This is a genomic window from Streptomyces sp. R41 (assembly GCF_041053055.1).
In the GTDB taxonomy this organism is placed as follows: domain Bacteria; phylum Actinomycetota; class Actinomycetes; order Streptomycetales; family Streptomycetaceae; genus Streptomyces.
In genome coordinates, this window is record NZ_CP163443.1 from 2,794,958 (window position 1) to 2,811,316 (window position 16,359).

Here is a 16,359-nt window from a genome sequence, read left to right on the forward strand (position 1 = left end):
TCATGACGTACAGCGGAGCGGTGAAGGTCGGCGGCCCTGCCGATGTGCACGAGCTGCAGAACCTGATGATCTCCAAGGTCGCCGTCGGCCCGATGGACAACAACGCCTATCTGCTGCGCTGCCGGGCCACCGACGAGCAGCTTCTGATCGACGCGGCGAACGACGCCTCGACGCTGCTCACGCTGATCGGCGACGACGGCATCGCGTCCGTCGTGACCACCCATCAGCACGGCGACCACTGGCAGGCGCTCGCGGAGGTAGTGGCGGCCACCGGCGCGCGCACCTACGCGGGCCGGGACGACGCCGACGGCATCCCGGTGCCGACCGACGTCCTCGTGGACGACGGCGACACGATCCGGGTGGGGCGCGTGGAACTCACCGCGCGCCACCTGGTGGGGCACACACCGGGCTCGATCGCCCTTGTCTACGACGACCCGCACGGGCATCCGCATGTGTTCACAGGGGACTGCCTGTTCCCGGGCGGTGTGGGCAACACACGCAAGGACCCGAAGGCGTTCGCCAGCCTCATCCACGACGTCGAGACCAAGATCTTCGGCGTGCTGCCGGACGAGACCTGGGTCTACCCCGGGCACGGCAACGACACGACGCTGGGCGCGGAGCGACCGCATTTGCCGGAGTGGCACGCGCGGGGGTGGTGAACCCGCGCTCAGGGGCGCGTGTTCACAAGCACGCGCCCCGCGCTTTCTCGTGAGTGCACACCTCGTGTGTCTCACGAGCGCGTACCCCGCACGCCGCACGGGCGCGCTCCGTGCCATTCAGGTGCACGTGCCCCCGCGCGAAGGGTGAAGCGCGCGCCCCGTGTGAACCGAGCGCACGCGCCGGTGTCACGCGCGCGCTCCCGGCGCGGGCACTGGTGCAGTCCACTGGAGGCAGCCCCGCGCAGGATGACGGCTCCTGCGCGGCAACGGGCCGCCGGCCTTTCGATCCCCGCCCTCGGCCGGCGGCCCCGGCAGAGCTTCTCGTCGAGCACACGGCCGAGCTTCTCGTGGAGCGTTCACGGGACTGCAACACACGTTCCCACTATGCGGACATTTGCCCTTGTGACCTCGACAAACAGCGGGGTGCACTGCCACTCTCCCGCCATGCATCTCGCCCAACGCGCCCTGCGCCGCACCGCGTCCGCCGCCACCGTCGCCCTGCTCGCCCTGGCAGTGGGCTGTGCTCCGCAGCCGGAGGAGAAGGCGACCGACAAGGCCTCCGGAGCAACCGGGGAGACCTGCGCCAAAGGCAAGTTGAGCACCCAGACCTCCGGCAAGCTCACGATCGCGACCGACGAGCCCGCGTACGAGCCATGGTTCAAGGACGACAAGCCCGCCAACGGCAAGGGCTTCGAGTCTGCGGTCGCATACGCCGTGGCCAAGCAACTCGGCTACGCCAACGGCGATGTCGTCTGGCAGAGCGTCCCCTTCAACAAGGCCTTCGCGCCCGGCCAGAAGACCTTCGACTTCGACATCAACCAGGTGTCGATCAGCACCGAGCGCAAGAAGGCCGTGGACTTCTCGTCCGGCTACTACGACGTGCGCCAGGCCGTCATCGCGCTGAAGAGCTCCAAGGCCGCGAAGGCGAAGAGCATCGCGGACCTCAAGGGTCTGAAGCTGGGCGCCCAGGTCGGCACCACCAGCCTGAACTACATCGACGACGTGGTGAAGCCGACCCAGGAGCCGGCCGCGTACGCGAAGAACGACCAGGCCAAGTCCGCGCTGAAGAACGGCCAGGTGGACGCCATCGTGGTCGACCTGCCCACCGCGTTCTACATCACGGCGGCCGAGGTGACCGACGCGAAGATCGTCGGGCAGTTCGAGAACCAGGGCGGCACGCCCGAGCAGTTCGGGCTCGTTCTCGACAAGGGCAGCGCGCTGACCTCCTGCGTGACGAAGGCCGTGGACACCCTGCGCGAGGACGGCACGCTGGCGAAGATCGAGAAGCAGTGGCTCTCCGAGGCCGTCGACGCTCCGGTGCTCAAGTGACGGTCCTGAAGGAGGAGTCGGGAGAGGACTCCGGCGAAGGAGACATGCGCGACGCCTACGTGCCGTCGCAGCGGCGGCTCGAGCGCGAGCGCCACAAGCGCGCCCGCGCCCGCCGCGCGACGGCGATCGCCGCGCTCTCCACCCTGGTCACCGGCGTCGTGCTGTACTTCGTCGTCGTCAACGCGCCCGGCTGGCCGCGCACCAAAGAGACGTTCTTCAACGCGCAGTACGCGCGCGAGGCGTTCCCCAAGGTTCTCGAAGGACTCTGGCTCAACGTCCGGCTGCTGCTGATATGCGGCGCGGCGGTCCTCGTCCTGGGGATGCTGATCGCCATCGCCCGCACGCTGCGCGGCCCGGTGTTCTTCCCGCTCCGGGCGCTGGCCGCCGCGTACACCGACTTCTTCCGCGGACTCCCGCTGATCATCAACCTGATGATCGTGGTCCTGGGCGTCCCCGCGCTGCGGCTGCAGGGCGTCACGGTGGACCCGGTCCTCCTCGGCGGGACGGCGCTGACGCTGACGTACTCGGCGTATGTCGCCGAGGTGTTCCGCGCCGGCATCGAGTCCATCCACCCCTCGCAGCGCGCGGCGGCCCGCTCACTGGGCCTGACCAACCGGCAGGCCCTGCGCTACGTCGTCCTCCCCCAGGCCGTACGCCGCCAGGTGCCACCCCTCCTCAACGACCTCGTGTCCCTCCAGAAGGACACCGGACTCGTCTCGATCGGCGGCGCGGTGGACGCGGTACGCGCCGCCGACATCATCGTGGGCCGTAGCCTCAACTACACGCCGTACATCGTCGCGGGACTGGTCTTCGTCGCCCTGACCATCCCGATGACCCGCTTCACGGACTGGGTCACGGCCCGGATGGACCGTCAGCGGGCACAGGGAGGGACCATATGACCGACGCTCCGGTGCTGCGGATGGAGTCCGTCCGCAAGACCTTCGGTGAATCGGTCGTGCTGCGGGACGTCGACCTGGAGGTCGCCCCGCACACGGTGACCGCGCTCATCGGCGCCTCCGGCTCCGGCAAGTCGACCCTGCTGCGCTGCGCGAACCTCCTCGAAGAGATAGACGACGGCGCGATCTGGCTGGACGACGAGGAGATCACCGACCCCCGGGCCGACCAGGACGCGGTGCGCCGCCGGATCGGCGTGGTGTTCCAGGCGTACAACCTCTTTCCGCACATGACCGTCCTGGAGAACATCACCCTCGCACCGCGCCGCGTGCACGGCGTGAACCGCGCGGAGGCGGAGGCACACGCGTGTGAGCTGCTCGAACGGCTCGGGCTCGGCGCCAAGGCGGGCGAGTACCCGGACCGGCTGAGCGGCGGCCAGCAGCAACGGGCCGCGATCGTCCGCGCCTTGGCCGTACGCCCCCGACTGCTCCTCCTCGACGAGATCACCGCAGCTCTCGACCCGGAACTCGTGGGCGAAGTCCTGAACGTCGTCCGGGACTTGAAGGACGACGGCATGACCATGGTCCTCGCCACGCACGAGATGGGCTTCGCCCGCGAGGTCGCGGACCAGGTCTGCTTCCTGGACGGCGGTGTGGTCCTCGAGCGCGGCACGGCCGAGGAGGTCTTCGGAGACCCCCGGGAGGAGCGCACCCAGCGGTTCCTGCACCGGATCGTGGAGGCGAGGCGACTCTGACGCCTGCCTCCGTCACGCCGCGGATCAGTACAGCAGCTCACTGCCCTCGGGTATCTCGGCCCAGCGCCGCGGCGGCCCCTCGACGGCGCGGCGGTCGGTGACGCGTACGCCGCCCATGTACGAGGCGTAGGCGAGCTCGTAGGCGCCCCACATCCCCTCGGCCTTGTCCCACTGCCAAAAGCGGTACAGCCAGTGGATGTCGGGTTCGTCCCCGAACACGAAGCCGATCTCCTCGTGCAACTCGCTGTGGCCGTCGCGCGAGAAGTCGCCGAAGGTGCTCGTCCTCCGGTCAGATCCGCACCGCCTCGGCGGCCGCGGCTCGCAGCGCCGTGGCGTCGATCTCCGTACGGGTTTCGGGCACGCCCTGATCGGGCCATTCGGCCTCCAGCCGCATGGGCCCCTCCGGGGGCAGCTGGGAGACGTGCAGCTCCACTTGGTAGTGGAATCCGCCGCCGCCTCCACCACCCAACTGAAGTGTCGGCCGTGGCGGCCCGCCCGTCGGCGCGGGCCACGGGTGTCCGTCGAGGGTGGTGACCCGCCGTCCGTCCGAGAGCGATACGCCGAACCGCAGGGCTCCGGCGCCCGCGTGCCCGCCGCCGAAGTGGACGGGGCGTGCGGGCACGCCTTGCCGTATGGTCCGCAGGAAAACGCCGAGTTGGAGGGTCACCGAACCGGGCCACACCTGCCAGCCGGTGAGCATGATGCGCGTGTCCGGGCCGGCTCCGAGCTCGGTGACCTGCGGCAGTTGGGCAGGCACGAACCAGTCCGCGGGCGGTAACGACTCTTTCTCGCCCGGCCGGTAGGCGCCTAATCGGTGCTGTGTCTCCGGCTGCGGCTCGTCCGGTGGGTCGGGCGCGATCAATCCCTCAAAGAAATTCATGAATTGATCGTGGCACCCGCCACTGACAATCGGACTTCGCGCGTCCGCTTACCCCTCCGTCAGGCGTCCGCCTGCCCCGCACCCGCCAGCGTCGCGACCCGCTCCACAGCGAACGCGTACCCCTGCACACCGCAGCCAGCGATGACCCCGTCGGCGCGGAGCGAGACGTACGAGTGGTGCCGGAACTCCTCGCGCTGGTGAATGTTGGAGATGTGGACCTCCACCACAGGTAGGCCGTCACAGGTGTTGAGCGCATCCAGGATCGCGACGGAAGTGTGCGAATAGGCGGCCGGGTTGATCACGATCCCCGCGTGGTTCAGGCGCGCTTCGTGGATCCAGTCCACCAGTTCGCCCTCGTGGTTGGACTGCCGGAAGTCCACCGTGCCGCCGTGCGCCGCCGCTGCCTTGGCGCACAGCGCCTCTACGTCCGCGAGCGTGTCGGAGCCGTAGATCTCCGGCTGGCGCTGCCCGAGGAGGTTCAGATTGGGCCCGTTGAGGATCATGATCGGGGCGTTGGCGAGGGTGCGGGGCACAGTTCCTCCGGTCCTTCAGGTCTGCCGGCCCATTGAGGACCGCTGCTCAGACCCGGTTTATCACGGTGCACGCGCGTGGTGACGGCCCGTACCCTCCCGTCATGACGACGCCCACCTACCCTCCCAAGCCCGCGCCCGGCGACCGGATAGCCGTGGTCTCACCGTCCGGTGGACTGCCGGGACTCCTCCCGCTCCCGTACGAGCTGGGCCTGGAGCGACTGCGCCAGGAGTACGGCCTCGAACCGGTCGAGTACCCGACGACCCGGAAGATGGGCTCGACGCCGCAGGAGCGGGCGGACGACATCCACGCAGCGTTCGCCGATCCGACGATCAAGGCCGTCATCGCGTCGATCGGCGGCTCCGACCAGATCACGGTGCTGCCGCTGCTGGACCGGGAGTTGATCCGCGCGAACCCGAAGCCGTTCTTCGGTTACAGCGACAACACGAACCTCCTCGCATACCTGTGGAACGCCGGAATCGTGGGCTACCACGGCGGAACGGTGATGTGCGAGTTCGGCCGCCCCGGCGCCATGGATCCGCTGACCGCCGAGTCACTGCGGGCCGCGCTGTTCACGTCCGGGCCGTACGAACTGCGCCCTGCTGACCGCTTCGGGGACATCAACGGCCCCTGGGACGATCCGGCGACCTTCGACTCCGAGCCCCCGACGGAACCGGGCGCCGGCTGGACCTGGCACCGTCCCGACCGCGTGGTCGAGGCCCCCTCCTGGGGCGGCAACATCGAGATCCTGTCCTGGCTGCTGATGGCCGACCGTGAGATCGCCCGTGATCCTTCCGTGTACGACGGTCATGTGCTGTTCCTGGAGACCTCGGAGGACATGCCCAAGGCCAACGACGTCTTCTGGATCCTGCGCAGCATGGGCGAGCGTGGACTGCTGCAGCGCTTCCCGGCGCTTGTGATGGGCCGCCCGAAGGCGTGGTCGTTCGAGCAACCCAACGACGCCGAGGCCAGGGCCCGTTACGTGCGAGAGCAGCATGAGGCGGTGCTCCAGGCCGTCGACATTTATGCCCCCGACATGATGGTCGTCTTCGACGTGGACCTCGGCCACACCGATCCGCAACTCGTCATTCCCTACGGAGGCACGATCCGCGTCGACGGCCCTGCCCGGCGCATCACCGTCACTTACTGACACGGACCTCACCACCACGCGCCCCCGTAACCGTTGGTCACCGTGGGTAGTTGACGCGGCATGCACGACGTACGCACCGTAAGGGCGCCTTCCATGCTGCGGCTCGCGGCCGCCTCGCTCGCCGGGACGGCCATCGAGTTCTATGACTTCTTCGTCTACGGGACCGCGGCCGCGCTGGTCCTCGGGCCCCTGTTCTTCCCGACGTTCTCACCACTGGCGGGGACGCTGGCGGCCTTCGCGACGTTCGGCGTCGGGTTCGTCGCACGCCCTCTCGGCTCGGTGCTGTTCGGGCACATCGGGGATCGGCGCGGGCGGCGCCCTGTCCTGGTCGCCTCGCTGCTGCTGACCGGCGCGGCGACCGTCGCCGTCGGCTGCGTACCGACGTACGACAGCATCGGTGTGGCCGCTCCCGTACTCCTTCTTGTACTGCGTTTTCTGCAGGGGTTCGGGCTTGGCGGCGAGTGGGGCGGGGCTGTGCTGCTGACCGCCGAGCATGCGCCCGCCGAGCGGCGCGGGCTGTGGTCGAGCTTCCCGCAGATCGGGCCTTCTCTGGGGTTCGTGCTGGCCAACGGCGTGATGCTGGTGCTGTCGGCGACACTGACCGACGCGCAGTTCGCGGCGTGGGGGTGGCGGGTGCCGTTCTGGGCGGCGGGGATCCTCGCTGCGGCGGGACTGTGGCTGCGCGGCTCGCTCGCGGAGAGCCCGCGCTTCCTGGAAATGCAGGACCACGCGCGCGTGCCGCTCGCCGAGGTGGTGCGCGACCACTGGCGACTCGTCCTGCTGACGGCCGGCGGACTCGCCGTCGGATACGCCGTGTTCTACGCGGTGACGACCTGGGCGCTCGCCTACGGCGTCGAACGGCTCGGTGTGAGCCGTACCGTCATGCTGGCCTGCATCATGGCCGCCGTGGTGGTGAAGGGCTCCCTGACGCCCGTGATGGCCCTGCTCGGCGACCGTTTCGGGCGGCGGCCGCTCTGTCTGGTGGGCTGCGCGGGCGCCGCGCTGTGGATGTTCCCGATGGTCGGGCTGCTGTCCACCGGCGAGCCTCTGCTGATGTTCCTCGGTTTCCTGGTGGCGCTGATCGCGTTCATCACGATGTTCGCCGTCATCGCCGCCTATCTGCCGGAGCTGTACGAGCCCCGGGTGCGCTGCACGGGCGCGGCGGTGGGCTACAACCTGGGCGGGGTCCTCGGGGGCGCGCTCACGCCGATCGTGGCGACGGCGCTGGCGAGCGGAGAGCGTGTCCCATGGGGCGTGGCCGCGTATCTGACCGGGATCGCACTGCTCAGTCTGGGGTGCTTCGCGCTGCTCCCGGAGACCCGGCCCGTGGCGCGGCTGGCGGTGGTCCAGGCGACGGATTGACGGACCACGCCGTCGTACGAGCCTCTGGGTTACCGCGCGCTAGGGGGTGACAGCCAGTTCCAAATAGGCCGCGAAGATGACCAGATGGACGCCTCCCTGGAGCGGAGTCGCGCGCCCGGGAACCACGGTCAGGGAGCTCACCACCACGGTCAGCGCGAGCAGCACCATATGGGTGGAACCGAGGCCGAGGACGAGCGGCCCGGAGAGCCACACGGACGCCAGGGCGACGGCGGGGATCGTCAGTCCGATGCTGGCCATCGCGGAGCCAAGGGCGAGGTTCAGACTGGTCTGCACCCGGTCACGGCGGGCGGACCGCAGGGCGGCGATGGTCTCGGGGAGCAGCACGAGCAGCGCGATGATCACACCGACCACGGACTGCGGCATGCCGGCCGCCTGGACGCCGGACTCGATGGTGGGCGAAACGCCCTTGGCGAGGCCGACCACGCCGACGAGAGCCAGGCCGAGCAGCCCGAGGCTGATCCCGGCGTCGCGGGCGGACGGGGCGTCGGCGTGGTCGTCCACGTCGATCACCTCGCCCTGCCGGGTGATCGGCAGGAAGTAGTCGCGGTGGCGCACGGTCTGGGTCGTCACGAAGAGGCCGTACAGGACCAGCGAGGCGAGCGCGGCGAAGGTGAGCTGAGCCGTGGAGAACTCCGGGCCCGGCTTGCTGGTGGTGAACGTCGGGAACACCAGGCTGAGCGTGGCGAGCGTCGCGACGGTCGCGAGGGCGGCGCCGGTGCCTTCCGCGTTGAAGACGGCGAGCCCATGGCGCAGCGAGGCGACGAGCAGGCACAGCCCGACGATTCCGTTGCACGTGATCATCACGGCTGCGAACACCGTGTCGCGGGCCAGGGTCGAGCTCTTGTCGCCGCCATCCACCATCAGGGTGACGATCAGCGCGACCTCGATGATCGTGACGGCGACGGCGAGCACGAGTGAGCCGAATGGTTCGCCTACCCGGTGCGCGACCACCTCGGCGTGGTGGACGGCGGCCAGCACGGCCCCGGCGAGGACCAGCGTCACCAGCGCGACGACCGCGCCGGGCAGGTCGCGTCCCCACGTGAAGGCCAGCAGCACCACCGCGACCACGGGCACGACCGCCGTCCACTGCGTCACGAGTGACCGGAGCCGAGCGATCATGCTGCGATCGTCGCAGGCGCACGCGGGCCCCGCACTCCGGTGGCGCGGGGCCCGCTCCGAGACAGCGCTGAAGGAACCCGTTCGGGAACCGGCTCGCTACTTGAGCTCAGTCATCTCGCGTACGTCGCAGTCGGTGAAGGACGGTGGCCGGGTACACAGCGCGGCCATTTGCTCCGCCATCTTGGTCGTCTCGGGGTCGTTGCTGTTGCGCATGGCGTCCTCGTACGAATCGAACTCGATCACCACGAGGTAGCGGTTGGGCGTGTTGCGGTCCTGCAGGACGAGGCGGTGCGTGGGGCCGCCGCTGCGGCCGGTCATGCGCTTGTCGGCCTCCTCGGCCAGCTTCTGCATCTCATCGATGCGCTCGGTCTCGAAGTCGACGATCTGCACGAACTTCATGGGTACCTCCACCCGGCCTGGGCGCCCCCGAGCAAGGGAACGCGCAGAACCCAAGCAAGCACCGGGAGCGGTGGTCGGCAATTCACCGCGCACCGCTCCCGGGGATGGTTGTTCCTACGTCCGACGCGGTCAGACGTCGATGCTGTCCTTCGGAGCGCTCTTGGCCTTGTCGAGCGCCGCCTGCTTCTTGGAGGCGATCAGGCTGGTGATCGTGGTGACCACCAGGACCGCGCAGATCACGCCCAGCGAGACCGGGATGGAGATCTCGGGGACATGGACCCCCGACTCGTGCAGTGCGTGCAGCACCAGCTTGACGCCGATGAAGCCGAGGATGACCGACAGGCCATAGCTGAGGTGGACCAGCTTCTTGAGCAGGCCGCCGATGAGGAAGTACAGCTGTCGCAGACCCATCAGCGCGAACGCGTTGGCCGTGAAGACGATGTACGGGTCCTGGGTCAGACCGAAGATCGCGGGGATCGAGTCGAGCGCGAAGAGCACGTCGGTGGTGCCGATCGCGAGCATCACGACCAGCATCGGCGTCATGACGCGCTTGCCGTTCTGCTGGATCCACAGCTTGGTGCCGTGGTACCGGTCGGCCACGCCGAAGCGCCGCTCGGCGGCCTTGAGCAGCCGGTTCTCCTCGAACTCCTCGTCCTTCTCCTCGGTCCTGGCTTCTTGGATCAGCTTCCAGGCGGTGTAGATGAGGAACGCGCCGAAGATGTAGAAGACCCACGCGAAGCTCGCGATGATCGCTGCACCCGCGGCGATGAATATCGCGCGAAGGACGAGGGCTATCAGCACACCGACAAGGAGCACCCGCTGCTGGTACTGCGAGGGCACCGCGAACTTCGCCATGATCAGGACGAAGACGAAGAGGTTGTCGACGCTCAGAGACTTCTCGGTGATGAAGCCCGCGAAGAACTCTCCGGCGGGCTCACCGCCGGAGAAGAGGAGCAGTCCGAGTCCGAACAGTCCGGCCAGGACGATCCAGACGACGGTCCAGATTCCGGCTTCCTTGATGGATACGTCGTGCGGCTTGCGGCCGATGAAGAAGTCGATCGCGATGAGGGCGGCAAGCCCCACGATCGTGAGGACCCACAGGGTCACGGAAACATCCACTGCGCCTCCGGCAGTTCGTAACGGCAGATTTCAGCGTCGTCGCTACCGGAGGTCTCTTCCACCCGTGACACTCACGGGCCGGCGCCCCGGGATCTGGCCAGATCCGTATTGACGGGTACGCCGCAGCAGGTAGGGAGTACTCCCCTCCGTACGGAAAAGAGTACCCGAACCACCAAGGAAAGGTAAAGAGATTAGTAAAAGAAGGTCAAAATCCCCTGGTCAGACAGCTTTACTGATGCTTGACACGACCCTTCGGGGCCCGTTGACACGTCAGCGGTTCCAGGGGCGGCGGGCCGCCGCCACCTGTGCGAGCACCTGCTGGAGCACCTGGCTGCCCGGTGGGACAAGCGCGGGCTCGTACGTCCAGGCGTGCCCGACCCACGGGTCGGCAAGATGGTCGTCGGGCACTGGAGTGATGCGCAGCAGCGAGCGCCAGAGCGGGTCGAGCAGCGGCCCGTAGGCGGCGGCGTCCTCCCGGTCGGCCACCATCATGAGATGAACGCCGACGGCCGGGCCCTCGTCCGCGAGATAGCGCAGCTGGGTCACGGCGCGGTCGTCGAAGCCATGCGGAAAGTCGTTGACGATCAGCAGTTGCTCGGCGGTGTCGAGGCCCGGCGGCAGCGAGTCGGCCGCTCCGCCGCGCATCGCCATCTGCACCAGGTCGACGCGCTGGGTGAGCCGGGCCAGGACGTCGGCCACGCCCGCGGCGCCGACGGCGGGCGGTCCGCCGAGTACCCCGGACTGCACCAGTGGCGCGAGGGACGAGGCACCCGAACCGGCCGGGTCGATGACATGCACCGTGAACTCACCGACGGGATACACGGCGAGCAGCCGCGCGGCATGCGCCACCGCCGTGTCCATGGCGAGGCGACGCAGTTGGTCGGAGTCGGCGAGCGAGTCGTCCAGGCCGGCGCGACCGCTGTCTATCCACAGGCCGCGCTCCAGCGGCAGCCGGACCAGCATCGGGATGCTCAGGCCCTCGCTCTCGGGCAGATGGAGGTCGCCGAGGCGCAGCGCCATGGGGATCTCCATCGGTACCCGGTAGCCGTGCCAGACCGGGTTGTCCCAGCGCGCGTACGCCGCGGGCAGCGCGGGCTCGACGACTTCGGCCTCGGCGGTGAGCTGTGCGAGGTCCCGGTCGAGGGCCGCCCTGGCCTGGTCGACCAGCTGGGCATGCTTGGCCTGGGCCGCCTCGCGCGCGGCGTCGCCCTGTCCGCCGATCCTGCTGCGCGGGTCGGACAGGACCTTGTCGAGCTCCTGCTCCATGCGCGAGTCGGCGAAGTCGACGGCGCTGCGATACGCGGCGGTGCTGCGGGCCAGGTCCTCGAACATGCCCCACACCTGGTTGTAGAGCCGCTCCTCCATGGACCAGCCGGTCGCATCGCCCGCGACGGGCTGTGCGGGCTGCCCGGGCCGGGCCGGTGGTGCGGTCGGCGGGGGCGGTGGCGGGGCGGCGGTCTGCCGGCCGGGGTGGCTGTAGTTGACCGGGCCGCCTGCCGTGGGCCCGGCCGGCTGGGTGACCGCGGAGGGGTCCGAGGCGTGACTCCCCTGCGGCGCCGTGCTGCCTTGCGGACCTGGTGCGTCGTACGGGGACGAAGAAAGCGGGCCCTGGGGTACGTTCCCGGTGGCGCCCTGGGACCCGGTGTACGGCTGGTCCGGTCCCGGCGCCGAGGTGGCCGCCTGTCGTGAGCGGTCGCCGTCGGGCGTACGCGGCGGAGGTGCCGCCACCGAGCGGGCCAGGCCCTGGACCACCGCCTCGTTGATACAGCCCGCGAGCTGCTGAGCTTCGGGCAGGCCCTGGTCTGTGAGGAGTTCGGCGAGGCCGCCGGCGTATCCCTGGCCGACCGCGCGGACCTTCCAGGCGCCCTGTCTGCGGTAGAGCTCCAGGGCGACGACGGCCGACTCGGCGTCCAGGCCGGTGATGGTGTAGCTGGCTACCTCGGAGCCATCAAGGCCGGTGACCGCGACGAAGGGGGCGGCGACGGCGCCGAACCGAACCGGGCCGCCGACCCCGGACGGCAGTGCGAGCAGCACATTGACTCGGTGCACGGTCTCCGGCAGGGCATCCAGGTCGAACGCGAGGCGGTGGTCGGCCGCCGCCTGCTTGGAGACCTCGAGTCCGGGCAGCGTCGGCGCGCCCGGGTGGGCCACCCACTCCACACCGCGGACCTTGCCCTGCTCGTCGCTGAGCGTGGCGCCGGCCACGATCGGCTTGCCGGCCGAAACACGGACCTCAAGACGGACCTGGGAGAGCGGATGGTTCTGCCCCCGGACCAGCTCGGCCGTCATCGCCTTGTCCCCCTACGTCGCTTCTTGTGCTGCGCCCGGCTGCCTACAGGTGCGGCAGGATCGCGGGCATCAGGTCCTGGAACGTACGGCCGTTGGCCGGCGTGCCGAGGGCCGTCATCTGCCAGCCCGCGCCCGCGCGGTGCACCTTCGCCATGATCTGAGCCGTGTACTGTCCGCCGCCCGCGAGCGTGTAGCGGGCGAGCTCCTGGCCGTTGGTCTCGTCGACCAGACGGCAGAACGCGTTCTGCACTTCCTGGAACGTCTGGCCCGTGAAGGAGTTCACGGTGAAGACGATCTGGTCGATGTGGACCGGGATGCGCTGCAGATCGACGAGGATGGCCTCGTCGTCGCCGCCTTGGCCCACACCGCCGACCAGGTTGTCACCCGTGTGCCGTACGGAGCCGTCGTCGCTGACGAGGTGGCGGAAGAACACCACGTCGACGGGCTGCTTGTCCGCGAACAGCACAGCGGAGGCGTCGAGGTCGATCTCCCGGGTGCGCGAGCCGAACAGGCCGCGCCGGGGGGCCGCCTGCCAGCCGAGCCCCATGCGCACCGCGGTCAGGGTGCCCCCGTCGTTCTTCTGCAGACTGATGGCCTGACCCTTGGTCATGTTGACCGTCACGCGCTGTTCCCCTCTCGAACTGTCCCCTGTTGCCGCGGAGTCCGCGGATGACCAGAACCCTACGCAGCGGCACTGACAGTGCCGAACCCTGGGGCGCGCTTTGTGTCGGTCTTGCAACACAGCGCGCATATGCCGAGGTCCGGCACGGCCCGCGAAGGCGTCAGGCCAGGCCTGCCTCCTTCATCTGGCGCAGCTCCTTCTTCATCTCGGAGACCTCGTCGCGCAGCCGGGCCGCGATCTCGAACTGGAGATCGGCCGCGGCGGCGCGCATCCGCTCCGTCATCTCCTCGATCTGCCCGGCGAGTTCGGCCACGGGGCGGTCGGTCGGGACCGTCTCCTTGGCCTTGCCCTTGGCGGACTTGGCCGCCTTGCCGCTGAGCGAGGGCACGGGGGCTTTGGCGCCCTTGCCATCCTTGCCCTTGCGGTAGCCCGAGCCGAGCAGCTGCTCTGTGTCGACGTCCTCGCGGGCGATCTGCGCGACGATGTCGTTGATCTTCTTGCGGAGGGGTTGCGGGTCGATGCCCCGCTCCGTGTTGTACGCGACCTGCTTCTCCCGGCGCCGGTTGGTCTCCTCGATGGCCTTCTCCATCGCCGGTGTGATCTTGTCGGCGTACATGTGGACCTGCCCGGACACATTGCGCGCCGCGCGGCCGATGGTCTGGATCAGTGAGGTGCCCGAGCGCAGGAAGCCCTCCTTGTCGGCGTCGAGGATCGACACCAGGGAGACCTCGGGCAGGTCGAGGCCTTCGCGGAGGAGGTTGATGCCGACCAGGACGTCGAACTCGCCCGCGCGCAGTTCGCGCAGCAGCTCGACGCGGCGCAGGGTGTCGACGTCGCTGTGCAGATAGCGCACCTGGATGCCGAGCTCCAGGAAGTAGTCGGTGAGGTCCTCGGCCATCTTCTTGGTGAGCGTGGTGACCAGGACGCGCTCGTCCTTCTCGGTGCGCTTGCGGATCTCGTGCACCAGGTCGTCGATCTGACCCTGGGTGGGCTTGACGACGACCTCGGGGTCGATCAGGCCGGTGGGGCGGATGATCTGCTCGACGAAACCGTCCCCGCGGGAGAGCTCGTACTTGCCCGGAGTTGCCGACAGGTACACGGTCTGGCCGATGCGCTCCTGGAACTCCTCCCACTTCAGGGGGCGGTTGTCGAGCGCGGAGGGCAGCCTGAAGCCGTGGTCGACGAGCGTGCGCTTGCGGGAGGCGTCGCCCTCGTACATCGCGCCGATCTGGGGAACGGTGACGTGCGACTCGTCGATGACGAGCAGGAAGTCGTCCGGGAAGTAGTCGATCAGTGTGTTCGGCGGGGAGCCGGGGTCGCGGCCGTCGAAGTGCATCGAGTAGTTCTCGACGCCGGAGCAGGAGCCGATCTGGCGGAGCATCTCGAGGTCGTACGTCGTCCGCATGCGCAGGCGCTGGGCTTCCAGGAGCTTGCCCTGCTTCTCCAGCTCGGCGAGGCGCTCCCCCAGCTCCTTCTCGATGTCGTTGACCGCGCGCTCCATGCGCTCGGGGCCCGCCACGTAGTGGGAGGCGGGGAACACATAGATCTGGTTGTCGTCGCTGATGACCTCGCCGGTGAGCGGGTGCAGCGTGGAGAGGGCCTCGATCTCGTCGCCGAACATCTCGATGCGGACGGCCAGCTCTTCGTAGACCGGGAAGATCTCGATGGTGTCGCCACGGACCCGGAAGGTGCCGCGCGCGAACGCCACGTCGTTGCGCGTGTACTGGATGTCGACGAAGCGGCGCAGCAGGTCGTCGCGGTCGATCTCGTCGCCGACCTTGAGCGAGACCATCCGGTCCACGTACTCCTGCGGCGTACCGAGGCCGTAGATGCAGGAGACCGAGGCGACCACGACGACGTCACGGCGGGTCAGCAGCGAGTTGGTCGCGGAGTGACGCAGGCGCTCGACCTCCTCGTTGATCGAGGAGTCCTTCTCGATGTAGGTGTCCGACTGCGGGACGTACGCCTCGGGCTGGTAGTAGTCGTAGTACGAGACGAAATACTCGACGGCGTTGTTCGGCAGCAGCTCGCGGAACTCGTTGGCCAGCTGGGCGGCCAGGGTCTTGTTCGGGGCCATCACCAGGGTGGGGCGCTGGAGCTTCTCGATCATCCACGCCGTGGTGGCGGACTTGCCGGTGCCGGTCGCGCCCAGCAGAACGACATCCTTCTCACCTGCGCGGATGCGCTTTTCCAGCTCGGCGATGGCCGTGGGCTGGTCACCGCTTGGCTGGTAGGGGCTGACGACCTCGAAGGGCGCCACCGAACGTTCGATCTTGGATACGGGCCGCATGGAATCCACCGTACGACCCCGCACTGACAACCGGGCCGGATCACCAGCTCTGCGGGGTGCGGGAGCTGCGGTGCCGCTGGTTCCGCTCGGCGCCGGACGGAGGACGGCGGCCGGGGTGCGGGGCGGCGGGGTGGGCCGGAATGCCGGGCCGGTTCTCCGTGGGGGTCCAGTCGGGCTTTCCCATGACCATCATCGGGTCGAACATCACGACGACGCCCGCCAGACACAGGAAGGCCAGGGGGCCGATCATCATGGGCGCGAGCAGGGCGGCGGGCGAGTCGCCCCCAGGGGTGCTGGACGCGCCGTGGAGATGGACGCTGAGGGCGGCCATGCCCGTGTAGTGCATGCCGCTGACGGCGAGTCCCATGACGAGACTGGCGCCCACACTCCAGAGAAATCCTCGCACTTGTCCCGCCGCCCACAGGGCGGCCGTGGCGGCCACGACGGCAATGACGACCGAGGCGGAGACGGTGAGGGTGTTGTATTCGAGTTTCCCGTTGAGGCGCATGCCGGCCATGCCCAGGTAGTGCATCGACGCGACCCCCAGGCCGGTGATGGTGCCCCCGGTGAAGAGTGCCGTTCCGCGGGCGCCGCGGTAGCCGACGATGAAGATCCCGATGCCGACCATCACGATGGCCACGCCCAGGCTCGCGAACGTCGTCGGCTTGTCGTAGTGGATCGGGGTCTCCTTGACCGTGAACCCCATCATCGCGATGAAGTGCATGGTCCATATCCCCGAGCCGATCGCGGCCGAGCCGAGCGCCAGCCAGCCGGCGCGCCAGGAGCGGGCGACGAGCATCGATCTGGTGGTGCAGCGCAGCCCCAGTGCTCCGCCCAGGCAGGCCATGAGATAGGCCACCAGCGGTGTGACGAGTCCGTAAGTGAAGCCGTCGACCGTGCCCTGCATGCGCGGCTGCCCTTCCCGCCCTGTTGCTCCTGAA

General features: G+C 69.0%; 16 protein-coding genes. 6 read left to right on the top strand and 10 right to left on the bottom strand.

The window, feature by feature from the left end; genetic code table 11:
* The first annotated feature begins 2 nt into the window (after positions 1-2).
* The 4 genes from AB5J53_RS13140 (at position 3) to AB5J53_RS13155 (ending at position 3,636) form a co-directional block, all read left to right on the top strand.
* Entirely contained in the window at positions 3-659 is a 657-nt protein-coding gene (locus tag AB5J53_RS13140; RefSeq protein ID WP_369245810.1) for an MBL fold metallo-hydrolase, read from the top strand.
* 444 nt (positions 660-1,103) lie between these two features.
* Positions 1,104-1,988 carry an ABC transporter substrate-binding protein gene (locus tag AB5J53_RS13145; RefSeq protein WP_369245811.1) on the top strand — a complete coding sequence of 295 codons (885 nt, stop codon included), beginning with the start codon at positions 1,104-1,106 and terminating at the stop codon, positions 1,986-1,988.
* A complete protein-coding gene (locus tag AB5J53_RS13150) occupies positions 1,985-2,887 on the top strand; it encodes an amino acid ABC transporter permease (RefSeq protein ID WP_369245812.1) in 903 nt (300 codons plus the stop codon). The genes AB5J53_RS13145 and AB5J53_RS13150 overlap by 4 nt, the downstream gene beginning before the upstream one ends.
* The gene (locus tag AB5J53_RS13155; protein ID WP_369245813.1) at positions 2,884-3,636 is read left to right on the top strand and encodes an amino acid ABC transporter ATP-binding protein; all 753 of its coding nucleotides are present in this window, start codon (positions 2,884-2,886) and stop codon (positions 3,634-3,636) included. Before AB5J53_RS13150 ends, AB5J53_RS13155 begins: the two co-directional genes overlap by 4 nt.
* 24 nt (positions 3,637-3,660) lie before the next feature.
* Here the strand turns inward: AB5J53_RS13155 and AB5J53_RS13160 are convergent, their stop codons facing one another.
* From AB5J53_RS13160 to aroQ, 3 genes are all read right to left on the bottom strand, one after another.
* Entirely contained in the window at positions 3,661-3,855 is a 195-nt protein-coding gene (locus AB5J53_RS13160) for a hypothetical protein (RefSeq protein WP_369245814.1), read from the bottom strand.
* 70 nt (positions 3,856-3,925) lie between these two features.
* The gene (locus AB5J53_RS13165; RefSeq protein WP_369245815.1) at positions 3,926-4,516 is read right to left on the bottom strand and encodes a hypothetical protein; all 591 of its coding nucleotides are present in this window, start codon (positions 4,514-4,516) and stop codon (positions 3,926-3,928) included.
* Positions 4,517-4,575: 59 nt separating this feature from the next.
* Entirely contained in the window at positions 4,576-5,049 is a 474-nt protein-coding gene (gene aroQ, locus AB5J53_RS13170) for a type II 3-dehydroquinate dehydratase (RefSeq protein ID WP_369245816.1), read from the bottom strand.
* A gap of 101 nt (positions 5,050-5,150) precedes the next feature.
* Here aroQ and AB5J53_RS13175 point away from each other — a divergent pair, with 101 nt between their 5' ends.
* Entirely contained in the window at positions 5,151-6,197 is a 1,047-nt protein-coding gene (locus tag AB5J53_RS13175; protein WP_369245817.1) for a S66 peptidase family protein, read from the top strand.
* 60 nt (positions 6,198-6,257) lie between these two features.
* Positions 6,258-7,559, top strand: a complete 1,302-nt coding sequence (locus AB5J53_RS13180) for an MFS transporter (protein ID WP_369245818.1) — start codon at positions 6,258-6,260, stop codon at positions 7,557-7,559.
* A gap of 39 nt (positions 7,560-7,598) precedes the next feature.
* Here AB5J53_RS13180 and AB5J53_RS13185 read toward each other — a convergent pair whose 3' ends face one another.
* From AB5J53_RS13185 to AB5J53_RS13215, 7 genes are all read right to left on the bottom strand, one after another.
* Positions 7,599-8,699: a calcium:proton antiporter gene (locus AB5J53_RS13185; protein ID WP_369245819.1), complete on the bottom strand. Its 1,101-nt coding sequence runs from the start codon at positions 8,697-8,699 to the stop codon at positions 7,599-7,601.
* 96 nt (positions 8,700-8,795) lie between these two features.
* Positions 8,796-9,098 carry a hypothetical protein gene (locus AB5J53_RS13190; RefSeq protein WP_369245820.1) on the bottom strand — a complete coding sequence of 101 codons (303 nt, stop codon included), beginning with the start codon at positions 9,096-9,098 and terminating at the stop codon, positions 8,796-8,798.
* A 129-nt stretch (positions 9,099-9,227) separates the two neighbouring features.
* Positions 9,228-10,217 carry a TerC/Alx family metal homeostasis membrane protein gene (locus AB5J53_RS13195; protein ID WP_369245821.1) on the bottom strand — a complete coding sequence of 330 codons (990 nt, stop codon included), beginning with the start codon at positions 10,215-10,217 and terminating at the stop codon, positions 9,228-9,230.
* Between the two features lie 270 nt (positions 10,218-10,487).
* Positions 10,488-12,506, bottom strand: a complete 2,019-nt coding sequence (locus AB5J53_RS13200) for a TerD family protein (RefSeq protein ID WP_369245822.1) — start codon at positions 12,504-12,506, stop codon at positions 10,488-10,490.
* 43 nt (positions 12,507-12,549) lie between these two features.
* Positions 12,550-13,128, bottom strand: coding sequence for a TerD family protein (locus tag AB5J53_RS13205; protein WP_189187596.1), 579 nt, complete (start codon positions 13,126-13,128; stop codon positions 12,550-12,552).
* A 160-nt stretch (positions 13,129-13,288) separates the two neighbouring features.
* On the bottom strand, positions 13,289-15,418 hold the full coding sequence (uvrB, locus tag AB5J53_RS13210; RefSeq protein WP_369245823.1) for an excinuclease ABC subunit UvrB: 2,130 nt from the start codon (positions 15,416-15,418) through the stop codon (positions 13,289-13,291).
* Positions 15,419-15,458: 40 nt separating this feature from the next.
* The gene (locus AB5J53_RS13215) at positions 15,459-16,325 is read right to left on the bottom strand and encodes an MHYT domain-containing protein (RefSeq protein ID WP_369245824.1); all 867 of its coding nucleotides are present in this window, start codon (positions 16,323-16,325) and stop codon (positions 15,459-15,461) included.
* Between the last annotated feature and the right edge of the window lie 34 nt (positions 16,326-16,359).

Excerpts from the sequence above, each read along its gene's own strand:
- AB5J53_RS13140 (WP_369245810.1), top strand. The coding sequence starts at position 3 with ATGACGTACAGCGGAGCGGTGAAGGTCGGCGGCCCTGCCGATGTGCAC.
- AB5J53_RS13145 (WP_369245811.1), top strand. The coding sequence starts at position 1,104 with ATGCATCTCGCCCAACGCGCCCTGCGCCGCACCGCGTCCGCCGCCACC.
- AB5J53_RS13155 (WP_369245813.1), top strand. The coding sequence starts at position 2,884 with ATGACCGACGCTCCGGTGCTGCGGATGGAGTCCGTCCGCAAGACCTTC.
- AB5J53_RS13165 (WP_369245815.1), bottom strand. The coding sequence starts at position 4,516 with ATGAATTTCTTTGAGGGATTGATCGCGCCCGACCCACCGGACGAGCCG.
- AB5J53_RS13175 (WP_369245817.1), top strand. The coding sequence starts at position 5,151 with ATGACGACGCCCACCTACCCTCCCAAGCCCGCGCCCGGCGACCGGATA.
- AB5J53_RS13180 (WP_369245818.1), top strand. The coding sequence starts at position 6,258 with ATGCACGACGTACGCACCGTAAGGGCGCCTTCCATGCTGCGGCTCGCG.
- AB5J53_RS13185 (WP_369245819.1), bottom strand. The coding sequence starts at position 8,699 with ATGATCGCTCGGCTCCGGTCACTCGTGACGCAGTGGACGGCGGTCGTG.
- AB5J53_RS13190 (WP_369245820.1), bottom strand. The coding sequence starts at position 9,098 with ATGAAGTTCGTGCAGATCGTCGACTTCGAGACCGAGCGCATCGATGAG.
- AB5J53_RS13200 (WP_369245822.1), bottom strand. The coding sequence starts at position 12,506 with ATGACGGCCGAGCTGGTCCGGGGGCAGAACCATCCGCTCTCCCAGGTC.
- uvrB (WP_369245823.1), bottom strand. The coding sequence starts at position 15,418 with ATGCGGCCCGTATCCAAGATCGAACGTTCGGTGGCGCCCTTCGAGGTC.
- AB5J53_RS13215 (WP_369245824.1), bottom strand. The coding sequence starts at position 16,325 with ATGCAGGGCACGGTCGACGGCTTCACTTACGGACTCGTCACACCGCTG.